We start from the raw sequence: 19906 nt of genomic DNA, 5'->3' as shown, positions 1-19906 counted from the left end.
CGGCGGCTCCCGCCGCCGGCGCCGCCGGAGCGCCGGCAGCACCTGCCGTCGGACCGGCCTGCGCAAAGGCCGAAGCAGCCATTCCGAGCATCGCTAGCGATGCCGCGCAAAGAAGCGTTAACCGCAATCGTGAGGGCATTTCGCATCCTCCTGCGCAACAATGCCCGAGACTAGCACGAATGCCGAGCCACCAACGCAAGTTTCATTTTGGATCAGGCGTCGGTGGCGCGCTTCTTGCTCCGCGTGTGGAACTCGATACCACACGGGGTTCAACGGCGATGGCAAATGTCTGGCAACAAAAGCCGTCCATAGACGAGCCTGAGTTCGACGCAATGGCGAGCGTTCTCGAGGCAAAGCATGGCCTACACGCGGCGGAGGTGGCCGACTTCTTTTCGGCGGTGCACTACCGCAACGGCGACGAGGAGCGCTCCAGCGCCTGGGCCGACGTTGCCGAGCGCGTGCGCGAGCGCCAGCGCGACCGCCTGCTCGCCTGACCCCACGATGAGCCAGCCCACCGCCCTCGGGATCTCGTCCGCCGCGATGCTCTGGCTCGCGGTGAGGGAGCTGCCGTCGCAGGCGATGGCCGTCATCGAGGGCAAGAGCGAGCGCCATCGCGCGCAGCGCGATGCCTTTACCGCCTTTGCCGTGCGCTGCGCCAGCGCGGCACTGCTCTACCTATCGCAGATCGCGCTCGCCCGCTGGATGGGCAGCTACGAGTACGGCATCTACGTCTTTGTCTGGACCTGGGTCATGATCCTCGGAGGCCTCGCCGACCTCGGGCTCGGCGTCGCCACCATCCGCTTCGTGCCGCACTATCGCGAAACCGGCGAGCCGGCCCTCGTGCGCGGCATGGTGCGCGGCTCGCGCTGGCTGTCGCTCGGCATCGGCACCCTCATCGCCCTCGCCGGGGTAGCGGTGCTGTACGCTTTCGACCCGCTCGACGCCCCCTTCATGCTGCCCGCCTATCTCGCGCTCGTGTGCATCCCCGTCTATGCGCTGACCTGGGTACAGGACGGCATCGGCAAGGCCTTCGCGTGGATGGGGCTGTCGATGCTGCCGCCCTATGTGCTGAGGCCGGCGCTGCTGCTCGTCGCCATGATCGCCGCCTACGTCGCGGGACTGCCCATGGAAGCCGAGACGGCAGTAGCCGCCGCCATCGTCGCCACATGGATCACAGGCGTCGTGCAGACCGTGCTGATGGATGCGCGCGTCAGGCAAGCGATCGGGAGCGGGGCATACAAGTATGACTTTCCACTGTGGCTGAAAGCCAGCTGGCCGCTGCTCGTCATCAACGCCAGCGAGTTTGCCCTGCAGAGCGCCGACGTGCTCATCGTTTCGCACTACATGACGCCGACCGACGTCGCCATCTACTTCGCCGCCGCGAAGACGATGTCGCTCATCCTGTTCGTGCATTACGCGGTGGGCAGCTCGGTGGCCAACCGCTTCGCGGCGCTCGCGGCGCGCGGCGACAAGCAGGGCCTCGATCAGTTCGCGCGCGAGGCCGCGCACTGGACCTTCTGGCCCTCGCTGGCCGCCGGCTGCGGCATCCTGGTGCTCGGCATACCGCTGCTGTGGCTGTTCGGGCCGCAGTTCGTCGCCGGCTATCCGGTGATGCTGATCCTCGTCGTCGGCTTCCTTTTCCGCGCCGCGATGGGGCCGACGGAGTTCTTGCTCAACATGCTGGGCAAGCAGGGCATCAGCGCCACCGTGCAGGTCACGATGGCGGTGATGACCGTGGTGCTGAATCTTCTACTGGTGCCGCACTACGGGCTCATCGGCGCAGCGACGGCAACGTCGGTGGCCTTGATGACGGGAGCGCTGTTGAACAATCTGGTGGTGAGCCGCACACTCGGCATCGAGGTTGCCGTCTGGCGCAACCTCCTCAAGCGCAAGGCGGGCGGCTGAAACGCCCCCCGCCGCTCACATCGGCGAGCCGATCACCAACGTCCAGAACGATTTGAACTCGGTGCGCGGATCCTGCACCAGCGCGATGCCCATGTGGGTCGCATCGCCGAGCAGCAGGTTCTTGTTGTGGCCGGGGCTTTCCTTCCAGCCGCGCATCACTTCGTTGAAATCGATCTGCCCGGTGCCGACGTTCTCGGCCGCGAGGCGCGCCTTGAAGCCGGTGCGCTTCACGCGGTCCCAAGGGTTGGAGCCGTCGGACCCGTAGTGCGAGATGCGGTCCCACTTGGCGAGGTCGCGCGAGTGCGCCTTCGCCGCCTCGGTCAGCTCGGCATTGAGCTTCAAAGCCTTTAGGCCCTTGTCCTTGCGGTACTGATTGATGATGTCGCGCGCCTTCTCGGGATCGAGCGCGGTGTGTGAATAATCGCGATCAGAAAGTGCGCCGGTCGGCGCTTTCTCGTATGAGCCGCGCGGCGCCTGATCGTCGAGCTTGGCGTACTGCTGCCCCGCCACGGCAGGAGCCTTACGCTCGGCTGAAGGCTCTCCGCCCAGCGCGACGCTCTCGGCGCGCGGCGAGGAGGTGATCGATGCTGTGGTGTCGGGTTCGTTGTAGCCGGATGAGATGGTTCCGGAACCCAGGCTGCAGGCTGCCAATGCAACTGCAGCAGTTGCGCATAGCGCGACGCGATACATACGAGCCACTCCCGCGTGGACGATTGCGGTACAACGATTGATCATCGCGTAAACCCGTTAACTCGCCGTTAATGCTAAGGAGTTGTAACCGCACGTCCGGAAGCGGGCCTGGCGAGGCTCATTTCCATATTTCGCGTGGTCTTTCCCCCGGTTGCGTTGACGGCACTGCGAAGTACCTGAGCGATCACGCTTTATTATGGTGTCGTCAATTTGACCCCTCTGAGGCGAAAGCCGGGCGTGTTGGCGAAAAGCGCCGGCACTGCCACGACCCTCCCCCGACATTGCGCAGCGCCCTCTTGAAGCCACGGTCAACTCTCACACAATTCGCCGCGAGCGGCCGCTGATTCGCGCGTACGGCCATGCCAACGGCATGAGGAGACGCGTTGCATGTCGGCCCTGAGCAGAAGCGCGCAGGAACTGCCGGTGAGCGGCGCCACCGCAAGCGGCATCGACGATCTCGTCCTCGCCCGTATCGCTTGCTCGGGCGGGGCAACGCGGGCGCAGATCGTGCGCGACCTCGGACCGCTAATGGCGCCGAAGCTCGCGACAGCGCAGTGGCGGACGGCGGCCGACACGACGCTCGCGCGCCTGATGGTTGGCGGTCTCATAGGCGACGCGCGCGGACGCTTGCGCCTGACCGATGCGGGGGAGGCCGCCGTCGCCGGCTATTTCGGGGAAAAGGAAGCGCACGCACGCACTTGGAGCGATCAACGCGACATCTGGCTGATCGCCAAGGCGCTCGGCGTCGACGCCGGCAAACCGGCGCTGCGCATGGCTCTGTCACGCCCCGACGGGCTGAGTGCACTCCTCGTGCAGCATGCCTTCGGCCTCGCCGTGCGCCAAGCGCTCTCCCCGTCCAAGCTGCGCGCTGCCTTGGCGCTCGTGGCGCTCGAGCGGGCGTTCGGTGGCAACGTCAAAGAAGGCCTCGGCAAAGGGACGGCACTGTCCGCCAAGGCCGGGCGCGTACTGGCGGGACAATTGTTGCGCAAGCCGCGCGAGCTGCCGACTGATACTCGGCTCATCGCGGCGCTGTGCGCCGACCATGCTGGCATCGCGCGCTTCGACATCGACGCGCTGCGCCTCGTCGTGTTGCGCAAGCTCGCGAGTGCCGATGTCCCGGCTGCTCCACCGCCGGTTGCCAAGGCCGCCTTGCGGGCCATGCGCGAATCGCCTCGACCGGCGGCGAATGACCTCACACCACAAGCCGAAGAAACGCCGCAGCGCCCTGGACTGGCGCAATTTTCCGCCGGTGTGCTCAACGCGGCACGCACCCGCGCCGAGGGCTGGCCAGGGGCGCGCAAGGCGTTTATCTCAAGAGTGTGGGACGCGATTCGCACCTCGCACCCCGAGTGGGGTCTCTCCGAGATCGAGTTCAAGGACATGCTGGCCGGCGCCCATCGGGCGGGGCAGCTGGTGCTGACCGGCGCCGACCTCAAGAACAAACAAAACATCAAGGAGTTCGAGGATTCCGCGATCCTCTACAAGAATACCGTTTGGCACTACGTGCGCGTCGAAGACTAGTGTGATGATCGAGAAATTCGCCACCAACCGCAGCAGGGTACCGAGCGAATTTCTCGATCTGAATCACACTAGCAAAGCTATGATTCTAGTGTCCCTTCTGATTCCGAAGTTCGCTCACTGCCAAGCGTCGAGCTCAGGCGAACTTCGGAATGGGGACACTAGGACGTCGAGGGCCGTCGACTGATGCAGCTTAAAGAAGCTTCCCCGCAGCCCGCCCCTGATCGGCTGTTCTCGGCATTCGAGCAGTCGATCACCTGGGAGGACGACATCTGGCGGGCCGATCCCGTCGACGTCGCGGAAGTGCACGCCAAGGCGCGGCGCAAGTTTTCCGATCTGCTGTCGGGCATCATCGCCGGCAAAGGGCCCGGCACGCAGGACCGCATTCTGCTGTTTCACGGCCAGTCGGGCGCCGGCAAGACGCACCTGCTGCGCGCGCTGCGCACGGCCGCCCATCGCGATGGCACGGCGTACTTCGGCTACGCGCAGATGACGCCGGACGTGGCCAACTACGCCGACTACTACCTGCGCCGCCTCGTGCATTCCTTGGAGAAGACGTACGACCCCGACGCCTCAGGGGAAAGCGCGCTGGCCCGCCTGACCAGCCGGCTCGTCGCCGATGCCGCCATCGGCGCCAAGGACCTCGAAAACCTGCGCGAGGCGAGCCTCGATGAGGGCAAGCTCGCCAAGCTCGTGCTCAAGATCGCCGACGATATCGTTTCGTCTCCCAAGTACGCGGCGCAGGAGCTCGACATCAATGTCGTGCGCGCGCTGCTCTACCTCGAGCGCCGCGACCCGCGCATCGACCAGCGCATCCGCCAGTACCTGCACGGCCGTCCGCTGACCGAGCTGGCGCATCAGGCGGTCGCCGCACTCGACCCCAACGACGGCGAGGACCGCGCCTTCGAGATCATCGCTGCGCTCGGCGCGCTGATGTGGACCGTCGACCGCGCGGCGCTGGTCTTCTGCGTCGACCAGGTCGAGGACCTGCGCTTCTTCTCCGACGCCGAGGAGCGCTTTCAGCGCGCGGTGCGCGATCTCATCCAGATCGCCAACCGCGTCCCCAACGCCATTCTCATCATCTCCTGCCTGGAGGATTTCTACGGCCAGGTGCGCGGCGTGCTCGCGCAGTCGTACATCGACCGTATCGAGAAGGCCGGCCCCGTCGCGCTGTTGGAAAGCCGCACGCCGGAGGAGGCCAGGCTGATCATTGCCAAGCGCCTCGCCCACCTCGCGGCAGGCGGCGAAAGCGAGGCCGGCTACTCGGACCCGTCGGCCTATTTCGGCCCACAGTTCTACGAGGAGTTCGCCGGCCTATCGACGCGGCGCTTGCTCGAGCATGCGCACAATCGGCTGCGCAGCAAGACTTCGCCCGAGGCCGAGGAGCCAGATGAAGGTTCGGCGGCCGACACCGGCGGCGGCTTCATTTCCCGCCTCGCCGCGGCGCTCGGGCTCGGCTTCGCCGGCGACGACGAGCGCACCCCGGAGGCTTTCGTCGACTACCGCGACACGTGGGAGCGCTTCCAGAACGCCTCGGAGGCCGAAATTCCCTCCGACGAGCGCGAGCTGCTCGACATCCTTGCCGGCGCGCTCGGCCTCGCCAAGGAGGAGTGGGCCGGCACCATTCAGCTCAACGTCGAGCGCCTCGAGCTCGGCGAGGATCTCTCTGCCATCGACTTCACCCTCAAGCACAAGGGCGGCCTGACGACCGACGGCCGCGTCTTCATCTGCAACAAGCCGACGCAGGGCGGCGGCTTGAAGCGGCAGCTCGACCGCGTGCTGCCGAACATGGGCACCAAGCAGTGCTTCATGCTGCGCGCCTCCGACTTCCCGCCCAACCGCAAGAACCAGACGGCGCAGGCGTTCCGCAAGTTCCGCGACGCCGGCGGCCGCCAGATACTCGTGCCCATCCCCGAATGGGAGCGCATGATGATGGTGCGCGAGTTCCATACCCACCACCGTCAGGACCCGGGCTTTGCCGGCTGGCTCGCCAGCGCCAAGCTGCTCTCCAACCTGCCCGCCATCATCCAGCTCTTGCGCCTCGACCTGCTCGGCCGCGCGTTGCCGAAGTCGGCCGCTGCCGAAGCCGAGGCGGCGGCCAACGGCACGAAGGCGAACAGCGGCCGCAGCCTGATCAGCGCCCTCAACGCGGTGACGCCGACCGAAGGCGCCGAGGAGCTAATTGTCGAGGACGAGCAGCTACCGTTGTCGGTCATCCTCGATGAGAACGCTTCCGTCTCGAGTATTCTCGGCGGGCGCGAGCTGCGCCCCGGTGCGCGCCCGGTGACGCTCAACAAGGACGTCTTGAAGCGCCACGCCGCCGTGCTCGGCGGCTCCGGCTCGGGCAAGACGACCTTGGCGTTGAGCCTCATCGAGCAGCTCCTGCTGCGCGGCATCCCGGCGGTGCTCATCGACCGCAAGGGCGACCTGTGCAGCTACGCCAACCCGGATGTCTGGCGCGAGAACGACGAGGAGTTCTCCGAGCGCCGCGGCGAGCGCGAGAAGCTCGCCGACGCGATCGACGTCGCCGTGTTCACGCCGGGGCGCTCCTCGGGGCGCCCGATCTCCATCACGCTCCTGCCCAACGGCATCAACGAGCTGCCCGAGCACGAGCAGCAGTTGCTCGCCAACCTCTCCGCCGCCGCGCTCGGCGAGATGCTGCACCTCAAGAACTCGGCGACGCACCAGAAGCAGTCCGGCACGCTGTCGGTCGCCCTGCGCATCCTCGGCTCGCGCCACAGCCGCGAGGTGACGCTGACCGACCTCATCCATCTGCTGGAGGACGAGGATCCGGAACTTTCCGACCTGACGCAGCGCATGGACCCCTCGGGCAAGATCCGCCGCGACCTCGTCGCCCAGCTCGACAGCCTGCGCCACCGCAACTCCGCCCTGTTCGAGGCGGGTGGTGAATCGCTCAGCATGGAATCCCTGCTCGGCCTCGGCCCGCACGCCCGCGAGGGCCGCACGCGGCTGTCGATCATCTACACCGGCTTCCTCGGCGACAACGAAAACATCCTCTTCTGGGTGTCGCAGTTCCTCTCCGAGGCGCTGCGCTTCTGCCAGCGCAATCCGAACGACGAGCTGCAGGCCGTCGTCATGTTCGACGAGGCCGACCTCTACATTCCCGCCAACGCCAAGCCGGCCACCGCCGAGCCGCTGCAAAGCCTCTTGAAGCGCGCCCGCTCGGCCGGCCTCGGCATGATGCTGGCGACGCAATCGCCGGGCGACCTCGACTACAAGAGCCGCGACCAGATCACGAGCTGGTTCATCGGCCGCGTGCGCGAGGATACGGCGCTGCGCAAGCTCAAGGCGGCATTCCAGAGCGAATCCGGCCTCGAGCCGGCGGCAGTCCTTCCGGGCCAAACGGTCGGCGAATTCCACCTTGTGCAGGAGGGCCTGGTGCGGCCGATGAAGGCGCAGCGCTCGCTGATCATGGCCGAGCAGGTTCCCTTCGATCGCATCGAGCAATTGGCGCGCGAAACGAAGGGTCAGGACGAGCGGCAACTGCGTCTGTTCGACCCGCCGGTGCGAGCGCTGGCAAGCCACAATGTCAAGCGTGGGTGATGCTCTAGCGCCACGCATCCACAGGTTGCCTCAACAAGGGAAAACGCGTGCCGACGCGCGCCCGAGTTCAACCGAACTCCACTATAGTTCTTGCTAAGATACTTATCGAATTCGCGTTTCCGCGCCTGCCTGGCCCGATGAGCTAGACGCACAAATGTATGCCGGTTCGCATTTGCGAAACTGAACGCTCCTTGGCCCGTAAACAGGGCGTGTCAACTTCTTTCTTCTGATGTAAATTCGACAAGTCACCGGAAATTTTAGGGGGTCTCCGGCGACAGTGCGGCTGATGTGATTGAGAACGTCGTCGCGTACCTGACGGCGTGTGGTGCGGGGTAGTGTTATGGTTGCGAAGTCATTCATGATGCTTGTCGTTGCGACAGTACTGGGACCAGCCGTAGGCGTCGGCTTGTTCGTGCTGTTGCATACCTTCTGACGGGCGGGGGCGCACTTCGGCATTGCGCCATCCTACGGGGCTAATATCGCCATAAACACCGGCTAGCTCTGCCGAGCTTCGGGCGCGTGCGCGCTCATCCCTCGTGCGAGCGGCAGGCTATGCTCGTCGTATTTCGCGTGCTGCTGCGAGCGCTCGAGCTCTTGGCGCTGCTGCCGTTCCGCATCCTGCATCTGCTGCTTGACCGGGTCGCCTTCAACCCGCGTCTCGGCCCGCTGCGCTACGTCGCCGGCGCCGGTATCTTCTACGTCTGTCTCGCCGTTCTATTGGTCTACGTGCTGGCGCCCATTCGCGGCGCCGTCGGCCACTACACCCTCGGGCCGAAGCTGCACTATGATGCCGAGCGCTGGCTCGCGACCGCCATCTACGACGCACGCGGCAGCTTCGTCGGCACGTTCGACCCGCGCCTCGATAGCCTGCGCGACGTCAACTATTCGAGCGAGGCCATAGATCTCGGCGACTACGTCGCCAACCCAGATCACAAGTCGATCCCCGTGCGCGAGGTCCCGGAACACTACTGGCAGTGCCTCGTCTATCACGAGGATCGCAACCTCGGCGGCCTGCTCAACCCCTTCGGCATCGACCTGCCCGGCGTCTTGAAGATCCCCCTGTCGACGGTCCGCCGCTCGATCGCCGCCAAACGTCTGGTGCTCGGCGTCGGGGGCTCGACGCTCGCCATGCAGTTCGTGCGCGTCATCTACAAAACGCCGCCGCACGCCGGAGAGGGCGCGCTCCTGAAGCTGAAGCGCAAGCTGGGCGAATGGTGGCTGGCTCCGGTGGTCTACCGGGAGCTCACTGACGGCGGCCGCAACGAGGCCCTGAAGCAATGGGCCGCCAACCATCTGTGGCTCGCCCAGCGCACGGGCGGCGCGCCGCTGCACGGCATCGAGCTGACCAGCCGCATCGTGTTCGGCAAGGAGGCGGCCGACCTCTCGATCGCCGAGCAATTCGTGCTCGCATCCGCCGTCAACCGTCCCATCATCCTGCTGGAAGGTAGCGAGCGGCTCAACGCCGTGCGGCTCGATCGCTGGCGCTACCTCATCGAAGTGCGCGCCCGCACCTGCGCCGAGAAGCTGATCTCCGACGAGGCGCTGCAGAAAGAAGTGGTCTTCGAGCTCGTCGCCATGGCCGCCGGTCCCCCCGATCCGAAGATCAAGCCGCGGCTGCAGGATGCGCTCGACAAGTACGCGCCCAGCCTCGCGCTACCCGCACAGGCCAACCCCATCGTGCGCGCCAACGCGCTTATGCCGGCCGCGCGCTACGGCATCCGCGAGGAGATGAAGCAGCGTTACGGCTTTGGCTGGCGTGAGCACGTGCGCGGCATCACGACCACTATCGATGCCGTGAAAAACCTCGCCTTCGGCGAAAGGATGCGCACCAGGCTCTCCGAGATCGACGCCAGGTACGGTGACAAGATCGACGCCGCCTACACGCTCGACCCGGCCAAAGCCTCCGACGAGCGCCCCAGCACCGGCGTCATCATCGCCGCCGCCAACGCCAGCGGCGAGATCGTGCGCTACTTCGAGCAGGGCGAGAACGCGGCCTATTTCGGTTCGCCCTTCGCGCGCGAGACCGCGACCGGCTATTACGATTCCGGCCGCGAGAGCCGCATGGTCGCCTCGACCGGCAAGATCATCGCCGCCATCGCGATAGCAAACACGCTGCGCGACACGCCGCAGTCGCTCTACCTCGACACCCAGGCGCCGGCGCGGGGCCTCGAGACCTGCGCCCGCGGCGGAGAGCGGCACGGTCGGCGCGCCCTCGTCGCCTTCGCCTGCTCGCTCAACGGCCCACTGATGACGCGCACGGCACAGGTCGGACAAGCGCGGGTGAAGCGGTTGATCGACGAGCTCGGCTTCAACATGCCGCCGGTCAACGCCGACGGCAGCGGCACACCGCCATCGACCGCTGTGGTCCTCGGCCAGGTTGCAGCGGCACCGCGGCGTGTGCACCAGCTTGCAGGCGTCGTGCTGGCGAGCCTCATCGGCCGCGGGGCAACGCCGTTGCCGGAACCGACGCTGATCAAGCGTTACGATTTCACCAACCTCGAGGATCACGGCCCCGAGACGTCGGGGAAGATCACCCCCGACAAGATCATCCGCACCGGCGGACGGACACTCGTGCGCGCGCTGCTCCAGGCACCGCTGTGCTACGAGGTGGCCGGCAAGCCGACCGGCACGCTTAAAGACCTTTCCGCTTGGTGCGCCGCGCGTCGCCCGGGCCTCAAGCTGCACTTCGCCAAGACCGGCACGCAGGTGACGGAGGACGTCGACGCCACAGTCGATGCCTGGATCGCGGGCGGACTGCAGTTCGCCAATGGTGCCGCCTATTCCTATGTGGTGGTCGTAGGCACCGGGTCGGCGGGCGCGCCGTGGGCGCGCAATCTGCACGCCGCGCAGGTCGCTGTGCCGCTGGTCGATGCGCTGCTCACCGACCTCGAGGCGGAGGCCATGGGTCGCAAGCGCGCTCCGTCGCCGCCAACGAAAGCGAAACCCCCGGCCTCCGCATCAACCTCCAAGAAGCAGGCAAAGCTCGCTGCCGATTGAGCTGTGGGTCGTGTGCATGACGGCGTTCCGCCATGACGGCGCCGTACTGGCGACAAAAACCGCGCCTACCTAAGCGCTGGATCACTTACCGGCACGACGGAAGACACTGAACGGCGAAAGAGGCGTTTCGCGCATTCGGTGGTGGGCGGCCTTGCACGCGTGGCGTTGCGGGTCGACGACCACTCATGCGCCGATCGGTTGAGCAGGTCACCCATGTCGTTGCGGACGGGCGCGCCTTGGTCGCGCACGAGGACTACCACCGGCGGCTTTGGCCTTAGCCTCGAGGCGCCCGCCGATTGGGCCGAGCCGGACCCTCCGAAACGCGACTGGAAGAAGCTCGTCCTGATCGTCGGCCTCGCCGGCCTGTCGTGGGTGGCGACCTACGTCGGCATGCTGGAGCTGATCGAAAGCAACATGGGCCAGCTGCCGCTGGTCCATAAGCTGATCATCGGCTTCTCGGTCGCCATGCTGATGACCATGATCGTCTGGCTGCTCGACCAGTTGTTCTCGCCCATAGACTGGTTCACGCGCCTCAGCTACATCGCCGGCTACGTATTCCTGACCATCATCTCGGTCGGGTTCGGCTTCGGCTTCTATTGGAAGGTGCTGGAAAGCCGCTCCGAGGCCGCGCGCTCGGCAGAAAGCGCCGTCGGTCAGGTGCAATCGTCACTGCACGGCGCCGCAACGCGCCTCGAGCAGCTGCAGGGCACGCTGGTACAGCTCTCCACCGTATCAACCGAGAAGGCGGAACTGGAGCGCGCCAAAGGCACCTCTTGCCCAAATTCATCGCCGGGCGACGGTCCGCGCCGAAAAATGCGCGATGAGGACGCCGCGCGCTTCAACTTCGCCTCCGAGTTCGTCAAGGGTCGCGTCGGCGCCATCAAGGGCGACATGGCTGCGCTCGACGCCGATCTCGCCAAGATTGTCAGCAACGATGCCTCGACGATCGACGCCGCGACCGGCACGCGCAACGAGTTCATGCGCGCGCTCGGACGCCGCCTCGACATGACGGTGACCGGCTTCAACGCCTTCCGCACCGATCCGCAGCTGCGCCAGATCCGCACCGATCTCGCCGACCGCGCCGAGCGCACCACAATCGATAACGGCAACGGCAAGTCGATCGCCTGTCCCGACGCCCAGTTGCAGGTGGCCCTGCGCGGCGTCGTGCGCGCCATCGACCAGCTGCCGACGCTGGAAAAGCCGGAGATCGCGGCCGTCGAAGGCTCGGAAGCCACCATCGAGGCCTTCCGCCGCCTGACCGCGACGTTCTTCGGCCTGCTCTCGTTCGAGCTGCCACCCTCGGCCGACGAGTTGCGCATCCTGCAGCAGAAGGCCGTGCAATCGATCGAGAACCCGGCCGCGCTACAGGCGCTGAACCACGAGGCGGTCGGGCTGTCGAGGCGCGACTACATCCCGCTCGGCGTTGCCGTGTTCGTCGACCTCTGCCTGTTGCTGGTCTCCATCGGCCGGCCGATGAACCGCTTCGTCGCTACCCGCCAGAGCATGATCGAGGCCGAGCGCGGGCCCGTATTTCCAATCTTGTCGCGCTTCTCCGAGATCCATAACCACGAGGAGATGCGGCGCACGTTCGATGTCTTCCGCGAGGTGATCTTCGAATCCGGTGGCACATACTATGTCGCCGTGCCGCTCAATGCCCCGCGCACCCACCCGCAGCGCGAACAGCTGCGCCGCGACGCCCAGGCGCTCGCCAACCTGTGCTATGCGCTCGAAGGCCAGGGCGTGTTGGCGCGCCCGTGGAAGATCGCACCGGGGCTCGTTGCCAGCCGCAAGCTGCGCCGCCAGGGCTCAAAATTCATCGAGTGCTACCGCGACAGCCATATCGCGCCGGTGCCACGCGCGATGCGCGCACTGCGGGCGATGTTCGTTTCCGACCGCGCCGGAGAGGAGCGCCCCGCGTTTCGCATCTACGCCTTCAAGAATGGTGCATGGCCGGAGATGATCCTCGGCGCTGTCATGGGCGCCGCCGGGCGCATCGAGGCCGAGCGCCGCCGCCAGCAGCGCATGATGCCCGCCGTCGAGGAGGTTGCCGAGGTGCGCGCCGAGTTCGAGCGCGAGATAGCGACACCGCCCCCCTCCCGGGGCTCCGGCGTCGAGCTGCCCGGCCTTGATCCAGCGCTCATGGTGCGCCGGCGCACGCGGCCGAGCGTGTTCAAGCACCGGCCCGGGGCGGCTCACGAGCCCACGCCACGCGCTCGCCACACGCCGTCTGCAGCTCCGACCCTCGATGAACGCGGCCGCGATCCGTTCCCGGCACGCACCGATGCCGCTATCGACAAGGCGTATCGCCAGCGTTTCGGCAGCTATGCCGGACTGGCGGAAGCCGAGCTGACCACCTACCGCGCTCTCGACGAGGCGCCCGACCCCGCCAACAGCAATACCGAGCCAGCCGAGGAAGCGGCTGTTGTGGTTCCCTTCCCGGCGCCAGCGCAGGCAACTCCGGCCACCCCGCGCCCGACGTCTTCGTTCGCCGAGCGCATCGCCACCGCTCTGGCGATCGAGCCCACCCCCGAGGCGCAGGACGCCCGGCCGACCATCGACGTCGAGCTGCGGCGCGATACGGCAACGTTCCGCGTTCCGGTCAGCGAGGCTTCGCTGCCCGAAGCATTAAAGGAACTCACGGGCAACACGCAGCCGGTCGAGGCAACCGCCGCTCCCCAGCTCGAGGTGGCATCCGCAGCAGAGCTCCCGGCGCCAGCCGCAGTGATCGCGCTGCCCGACGATTCTGCTCCACAGGAATTGGATGCTGCCGACTTCGAGCCGCCACGAGTCTTACGCAAGATGTTGGACTAAGCCGTTGTCGGAGCATGCGGGAATGCGCACGCAGCGGTGCTCTCGCAACACTTGCTTAACCCAAATGACAGCTTAATGGCCGGCAACAGCAACAAACCCAGGTGGCATGTGTCGCGCGCTTCGAACCCGGGCAACAAGGGGGACCACGGTCATGTCAATTGAAACACCTTCGCAGCTCCATGGCCTGTCCATCGCCGAGAAAGTTTCCAAGCTGAGCACCTTCATTGGTGAGGATCTCGACGCCCGCTCCGCCCACGCATTGCACGTCGCCGGCGGCTGCTACCTGCTGATCGCCCGCTCGCCCGAGAGCCCCGTCGCCCAGGCACTGCGCGTTCACGCCGGGCGCCTGTCGGACACGGGGATCCGCATCCGCGCCATCTTTAGCGAGGTCGATCAGAGCAACCCCGCACATCTGATGCCCCCGTTCGCGATGCCGAGCGAGTGCCGGCTGGCCCGCGACCCGCGCCTGCTCGCTGCTCATGAACAGCTTTCGCTTACCCCAACCTGCACGTGGGTGGGCGACTGCATGCGGCGCGAGCCGGGCAAGCGCGACGCGCTGGAACGCTACGCCCCCAACTGCGCCCAGACCGGCGCCCATGCCGCCCGCTCGTTCGAGAGCCTGTGGCGTGCCACCGTGCCGCTCTATGCGTTGCCGCCCATTGCCGCCGCCCTGGCGCAGATGCCGGAAATCACAGCCTCCGGCGAGACCCTCCCGGAAGGGCTGCTCCGCCAGTAAGCAGCCGTCCGTTTCCTATCAGCGACCCTCGGCGAGGCCGGTGCCCCAGCTCCGGCCTCGCTCGCATTTGCACCATGGGTGCAAGGGGACGCAACGGGAGTGAATTGGCGATAAGTCAACCATTATCGCCGCCGCGTGGACATTGGCCCCTGATCGCCTTCACCAAGACATCTGTCTTTCTGATAATGCACTTGGATCGTTCCGGCTCAGACCTTCAGGGTGGCCACCATGCATTTTCTCGCGCGCCTTATCCTCGCCCTCACCTTCGTTCTGCCGCTGGCGCCCGCGATGGCGCAGCAGCCACCATCGCAGCAAGTGCATCCCTTCGCGCATCAGGGCGTCAAGGAGGATGCGCAGCGCTACGAGGCCTACCTAAAATCGAACTGGAAGCTCTCCGGTAAGAGCGCGGCCGACTTGCGCCGCGACGGCGAGCGCGCGCTGCGCAGCGACCCGCGCTCCGCCTCGCGCAACTTCGCCGGCGCGGTCGTCGCCGATAATCGCGACGCCGACGCCTGGATCGGTCTTGCCCGCGCCCTGCTCGCCATCCCCGCCGACCCCAACAAGGACAGCGAGCGCTACGACCTGCCGGTGAACGCCTCCGGCGCCGCCTACATCGGCTATGAGCGTGCCAAAGACGATCCACAGAGGGCACGTGCGCTCGCCGTACTCGGCGATGCCTTGCAGCGGCGCTCCTATTGGCGCCCGGCTATCGATGCCTTGAAGACCAGCCTCGCGCTCGCCGACAACGGCGCCGTGCGCGAGACTTACGACAAGTTGCGCGCCGAGCACGGCTTCCGCATGACCGACTACAGGGCCGAGGCCGAAACCGCCGCGCCGCGCCTGTGCCTGCAGTTCTCCGAGAGCCTCGCCCGCGGCCAGGTTGATTTCGCCAAGTTCGTCTCCGTCGACGGCCGCGACCCGCAGAGCGTCTCGGCCGAGAACGAGCAGCTGTGCATCGACGGTCTCTCCCACGGCCAGCGCTATCACGTACAAGTGCGCGCCGGGCTACCCTCTGCTGTCGAGGAGGACCTACAGAAGAACATCGACATCGCCGTCTACGTGCCCGACCGCAAGCCGTTCGTGCGCTTCTCCGGCAAGTCGTACGTGCTGCCGAGCCGTGGCCAGCAGGGCATCCCGCTCGTCTCAGTGAATACCGCCAGGGTGGAGGTCGAGGTCTACCGCATCGGCGACCGCAACCTCGTCGGCGCCTTGGAGAGCGGCGATTTCCAGCGCCAGCTGCAGGGCTACGAGCTGGAGCAGATCCGCTCGCGCACCGGTGAGAAGATCTTCACCGGCTCGATGGATGTGCCGCAGAAGCTCAACGAGGAGATGACGACGGCGCTCCCCGTCACCGACGCGGTCGGCACGCTGAAGCCCGGCGTTTACGTGATGATCGCCAAGCCCTCGCAGAAATCGCGCGACGACTACAACACCGAGGCGACGCAGTGGTTCATCGTCTCCGACCTCGGGCTCACCGCCTTCTCCGGCGATGACGGCGTACACGCCTTCGTGCGCTCGCTGGCCGACGCCAACCCCTCGGCCGACGTCAACGTCAAGCTGATCGCCCGCAACAACGAGGTGCTGGGCACGGCGAAGACCGACACGCGCGGCTACGCCAGGTTCGAGGCCGGCCTCAGCCGCGGCGAAGGTGGCCTGCAGCCGGCCCTGCTCGTGGCCGAAAGCGCGTTGGGCGAGTACGCCTTCCTCGACCTCACGACCGGCGCCTTCGACCTCACCGACCGCGGCGTCAAGGGCCGCGAGCCGCCGGGCCCGCTCGACGGCTTCGTCTACACCGAGCGCGGCGTCTACCGCCCGGGTGAGGACGTACATATCGCCGCCCTCGTACGCGACGCCGCCGGCAAGGCTGCCACTCTCCCTGTTACCCTTATCGTCTCACGCCCCGACGGGGTCGAGCACTCGCGCTACACGCTGAAGGACCGCGGCCTCGGCGGTCGTGACATCACGCTGCCGCTTGCCCCATCGTCGATGACCGGCACGTGGCGCGCCAAGCTGCACACCGATCCCGACAAGGATCCGATCACGCAAGTGGCGTTCCTGGTCGAGGACTTCGTGCCTGAGCGCCTCGACCTCAAGCTCGAGCCGCCGGCGGCCGCCCTCTCGCCGCAGGAGGCGCAGACGATCAAGGCGACGGGCCGCTACCTCTACGGTCCTCCCGCCGCCGACCTCGCCATCGAAGGCGATATCATCGTCAAGGCATCGAGCAAGGACGTTCCCGGCTATCCCGGCTTCCAGTTCGGCCAGGCCGACGAGACCATCGAGCCGGTGCGCAAGCCGCTCGACGCGGCGACGACGACGGACGCCAACGGCATCGCCGAGGTTGCCGTCACGCTACCGCCCGTGCCGCAGACATCAAAGCCGCTCGAAGCCAGCGTCATCCTGCGCCTGCGCGAATCGGGCGGGCGCACCATCGAGCGCAGCGTCACCATCCCCGTCGACCTGCATCAGGCGCGCATCGGCATCAAGCCGCTGTTCAAGGGCACCGAGCTCGACGAGAAGCAGACCGCGTCCTTCGAGGTCGTCGTGCTCGACGGCGATGGCAAGCGCGTTGCCGCCGAGGGGCTCAACTGGGTCTTGAACCGCCTCGACACCAACTGGCAGTGGTACCGCCGCGACGGCCAGTGGAACTACGAAGCCGTCACCCTCACGCGCAAGGTCGCCGACGGCACGTTCAATGCGACCGCCGACGGTGCTTTCGCCAAGATCGACGCCAACGTCGACTGGGGCCGGTACAAGCTCGAAATAACCTCGGCCGATCCGAGCGGCCCTGCTGCCAGCGTCGCCTTCAACGCCGGCTGGTATACGGCATCGAGCGAGGCCGAGAGCCCGGAGGTTCTCGACGTCGCCCTCGACCGCGCCAGCTACAAGCCTGGCGAGACCGCCAAGCTGCGCATCGTCACCAAGCAGGGCGGCAAGGCACTCATCTCGGTGCTGTCGAGCGGCCTGCTCTCGCAGCAGGAGATCGACGTCCCCAACGGCGGCGGCGAAGCCGACGTTGAGGTGGGTGAGAACTGGGGCGCCGGCGCCTACGTCACCGCCATGCTGTATCGCCCGCTGGATGAATCGCTGAAGCGCATGCCGAGCCGCGCCATAGGTGTGCAATGGCTAGGTCTGGACCAGGCGCCCAACACGCTGAGCGTTTCGATCCAGACGCCGGAGAAAATCAAGTCCGGCACGACGCTCACGGTGCCCGTCAAGATCGACGGCCTCAAAGCCGGCGAGGAGGCTTACGTCACGCTGGCCGCCGTCGACCTCGGCATCCTCAACCTGACGCGCTTCCAGACGCCGGCGCCGGAGAATTGGTTCTACGCGCAGCGGCGCATGGGGCTGGAGATCCGCGACTTCTATGGCCGGCTGATCGACGGCATGCGCGCCGAGCGCGGCACGCTGCGCTCGGGCGGCGACGGCGGCGCCGACATGGGCTTGCAGGGCAGCCCGCCGGTGGAAGAGACGGTGGCGCTGTTCTCCGGCATCGTTTCCGTCGGTGCTGACGGCACGGCGAAGGTCGATTTCGACGTGCCTGACTTCAACGGCACCGTGCGCGTCATGGCGGTTGCCTGGAGCGCCGACAAGCTCGGTCATGGCCAGGGCGACGTCATTGTGCGCGACGCGGTGGCGCTCACCGCCTCCGGCCCGCGCTTCCTGACGCTCGGTGATGAGGCGCACCTCGACATCGCCGCGCACAACGTCGAAGGACCTGAGGCTGCCTACAAGCTCGAGCTGACGAGCGGCGACAAGGCCGTGCACACCGCGAGCCTCGACCTCAAGGAAGGAGAGCGCCGCTCCGAGCAGGTAGCCGTCAAGCCTACCAGCGTCGGCCTCGTCGAGTACGATATTCGCGTTACCGGCCCCAACGGCATCGACGTCAAGCGTCACCTGACGTTCGACGTGAAGCCTCCGGCCGGCGACATCAAGCGCACGACCATCGCCTCACTGAAGCCGGGCGGCAGCATCTCGCTCAACCCGGACCTCGTGCGCGACATGATTGCCCCGCGCACGCGCGTGTCGATCAGCGTCGGCCCCATCGCCACGCTCGACATCCCGGCGTTGCTCACCGCGCTTGACCGCTACCCCTACGGCTGCGCCGAGCAGACGGTGAGCCGTGCGCTGCCCCTCGTGTACGCCAACGCGGTTGCCGCCCAGCTCGGCATCGCGCCCGACAAGGAGCTGAAGGAGCGCGTGCAGAAGGCCGTCGATCGCGTGTTCGAGATGCAGGACAGCAGCGGCGCCTTCGGCGTGTGGGGGCCGTCGACCACCGACTTGTGGCTGACGGGCTACGTCACCGACTTCCTCACTCGCGCCAAGGAGCAGGGCTTTGCGGTCAACCCGCAGGGCTTCAACCAGGCGCTCGATCGGCTGCAGAACTTCATCGCCTATGCGGAGGACTTCCAGACGGGCGGCGAGGACCGGGCATACGCACTCTACGTGCTCGCCCGCAACGGCCGCGCACCGATCGGGGATCTGCGCTACTACGCCGACACGCGTCTCGACCGCTTCTCTACCCCGCTCGCCAGGGCCCAGCTCGGCGCCGCCCTCGCCATGATGGGCGACAGGACGCGAGCCGAGACGGCGTTCGCCTCGGCGCTCGACGCGCTCGACCTGCCGGAGGCGACGGGCCTCGGCGGCTATCGCGCGGACTACGGTTCGGATCTGCGTGACAGCGCCGCCCTCGTCACTCTGGCCTCGGAGACGCGCGTATCGAACGTCGAAGCGCCCAAGCTCGTCAACGTGATCGCCAAGGCCTACGTCGGCCGCAGCTATACGTCGACGCAGGAGCAGGCATGGTTGCTTTTGGCCGCCAACGCGCTGGCCGAGGAGGGCCGCGACCTCAAATTGATCGTCAACGGCGCCCCGGTCGTCGGTGCCGTCACGCGCGCGATGTCGGCGGAGGAGCTGCTGAAATCGCCGCTCACCGTCGCCAATGACGGCGCAGCACCGGTCGACGCCGTGGTCAGCGTCATCGGCTCCTCGCTCACGGCGGAGCCGGCAGTTTCCAAGGGCTTCACCGTCGAGCGCAGCTACTACAAGCTCGACGGCACCCCGGTGGACCTCAAAAGCGCCACGGGTGGGGCCGCGCAGATCGCCCAGAACGAGCGCCTCGTCGCGGTCGTCAAGGTCGAAGCCAAGGTCCCGGGCGGGCGCGTGCTCCTCGTCGACCGGCTGCCCGCCGGCTTCGAGATCGATAACCCGCACCTCGTCGACAGCGGCGATGTCAAGGCACTCGACTGGCTGAAGACCACCGTGCAGCCGGAGCACTCCGAGTTCCGCGACGACCGCTTCGTCGCCGCCTTCAACTTCTCGGGCGCCAGTGTCGAGCAGCCGAGCGCGGAAGGCGAAAGTACGCCAGACGGTCAGGCCAACACCAAGGGCCCGGCTACCTCGGCGACGGTGGCTTACATGGTCCGCGCCGTCACGCCGGGAGCGTTCGTGCATCCCGCAGCGACGGTGGAGGATATGTATCGCCCCGAGCGCCACGCGCGCACGGCGGCAGGAAGGCTCACCGTCACGGCGGACAAGTGATCTTGGCCGCGATCTCACCCTCTTCCCCTCCCCTCGATGGGGAGGGGACAGGGGTGGGGTGAAGAAGACTGACGACACAGATAATCGCTGCAAGGTGCTGAACCACGAGATGCTCGAAGCTCGGTCCAAGTCAGATCCCCCCACCCC

At 66.8% G+C, this 19906-nt stretch carries 9 protein-coding genes; 8 read left to right on the top strand and 1 reads right to left on the bottom strand.

Annotated elements, in window-relative coordinates:
• The first annotated feature begins 278 nt into the window (after nucleotides 1-278).
• Both F9K20_RS20600 and F9K20_RS20595 read left to right on the top strand, forming a co-directional pair.
• Nucleotides 279-494 (top strand): hypothetical protein, encoded by a 216-nt coding sequence (locus F9K20_RS20600; protein ID WP_291006508.1) that lies wholly within the window; start codon nucleotides 279-281, stop codon nucleotides 492-494.
• Between the two features lie 7 nt (nucleotides 495-501).
• On the top strand, nucleotides 502-1905 hold the full coding sequence (locus tag F9K20_RS20595) for a lipopolysaccharide biosynthesis protein (protein WP_291006505.1): 1404 nt from the start codon (nucleotides 502-504) through the stop codon (nucleotides 1903-1905).
• Between the two features lie 15 nt (nucleotides 1906-1920).
• Here the strand turns inward: F9K20_RS20595 and F9K20_RS20590 are convergent, their stop codons facing one another.
• Nucleotides 1921-2556 (bottom strand): CAP domain-containing protein, encoded by a 636-nt coding sequence (locus F9K20_RS20590; protein WP_291006502.1) that lies wholly within the window; start codon nucleotides 2554-2556, stop codon nucleotides 1921-1923.
• A gap of 426 nt (nucleotides 2557-2982) precedes the next feature.
• On the opposite strand from F9K20_RS20590, the gene F9K20_RS20585 reads away from it, so the two are divergent.
• The 6 genes from F9K20_RS20585 (at nucleotide 2983) to F9K20_RS20560 (ending at nucleotide 19759) form a co-directional block, all read left to right on the top strand.
• A complete protein-coding gene (locus tag F9K20_RS20585; RefSeq protein WP_291006499.1) occupies nucleotides 2983-4116 on the top strand; it encodes a hypothetical protein in 1134 nt (377 codons plus the stop codon).
• Between the two features lie 183 nt (nucleotides 4117-4299).
• Nucleotides 4300-7677, top strand: a complete 3378-nt coding sequence (locus F9K20_RS20580; protein WP_291006497.1) for a helicase HerA-like domain-containing protein — start codon at nucleotides 4300-4302, stop codon at nucleotides 7675-7677.
• Nucleotides 7678-8229: 552 nt separating this feature from the next.
• Entirely contained in the window at nucleotides 8230-10674 is a 2445-nt protein-coding gene (locus F9K20_RS20575) for a transglycosylase domain-containing protein (protein WP_291006494.1), read from the top strand.
• Nucleotides 10675-10887: 213 nt separating this feature from the next.
• On the top strand, nucleotides 10888-13485 hold the full coding sequence (locus tag F9K20_RS20570) for a hypothetical protein (protein ID WP_291006493.1): 2598 nt from the start codon (nucleotides 10888-10890) through the stop codon (nucleotides 13483-13485).
• A gap of 151 nt (nucleotides 13486-13636) precedes the next feature.
• Nucleotides 13637-14221 carry a hypothetical protein gene (locus F9K20_RS20565; RefSeq protein WP_291006490.1) on the top strand — a complete coding sequence of 195 codons (585 nt, stop codon included), beginning with the start codon at nucleotides 13637-13639 and terminating at the stop codon, nucleotides 14219-14221.
• Between the two features lie 228 nt (nucleotides 14222-14449).
• Entirely contained in the window at nucleotides 14450-19759 is a 5310-nt protein-coding gene (locus F9K20_RS20560; RefSeq protein WP_291006487.1) for an alpha-2-macroglobulin, read from the top strand.
• Nucleotides 19760-19906 lie beyond the last annotated feature (147 nt).

The sequence above is a fragment of the Hyphomicrobium sp. genome (assembly GCF_009026145.1).
In the GTDB taxonomy this organism is placed as follows: Bacteria; Pseudomonadota; Alphaproteobacteria; order Rhizobiales; family Hyphomicrobiaceae; genus Hyphomicrobium_A.
The sequence above is the reverse complement of the archived record's forward strand: the minus strand, read 5'-3'. Positions and strand labels throughout refer to the sequence as shown.

What these genes read in the sequence shown, in the direction of transcription:
- F9K20_RS20580 (WP_291006497.1), top strand. Translation starts at nt 4,300, where the DNA reads ATGCAGCTTAAAGAAGCTTCCCCGCAGCCCGCCCCTGATCGGCTGTTC.
- F9K20_RS20600 (WP_291006508.1), top strand. Translation starts at nt 279, where the DNA reads ATGGCAAATGTCTGGCAACAAAAGCCGTCCATAGACGAGCCTGAGTTC.
- F9K20_RS20565 (WP_291006490.1), top strand. Translation starts at nt 13,637, where the DNA reads ATGTCAATTGAAACACCTTCGCAGCTCCATGGCCTGTCCATCGCCGAG.
- F9K20_RS20585 (WP_291006499.1), top strand. Translation starts at nt 2,983, where the DNA reads ATGTCGGCCCTGAGCAGAAGCGCGCAGGAACTGCCGGTGAGCGGCGCC.
- F9K20_RS20570 (WP_291006493.1), top strand. Translation starts at nt 10,888, where the DNA reads ATGTCGTTGCGGACGGGCGCGCCTTGGTCGCGCACGAGGACTACCACC.
- F9K20_RS20595 (WP_291006505.1), top strand. Translation starts at nt 502, where the DNA reads ATGAGCCAGCCCACCGCCCTCGGGATCTCGTCCGCCGCGATGCTCTGG.
- F9K20_RS20560 (WP_291006487.1), top strand. Translation starts at nt 14,450, where the DNA reads ATGCATTTTCTCGCGCGCCTTATCCTCGCCCTCACCTTCGTTCTGCCG.
- F9K20_RS20575 (WP_291006494.1), top strand. Translation starts at nt 8,230, where the DNA reads ATGCTCGTCGTATTTCGCGTGCTGCTGCGAGCGCTCGAGCTCTTGGCG.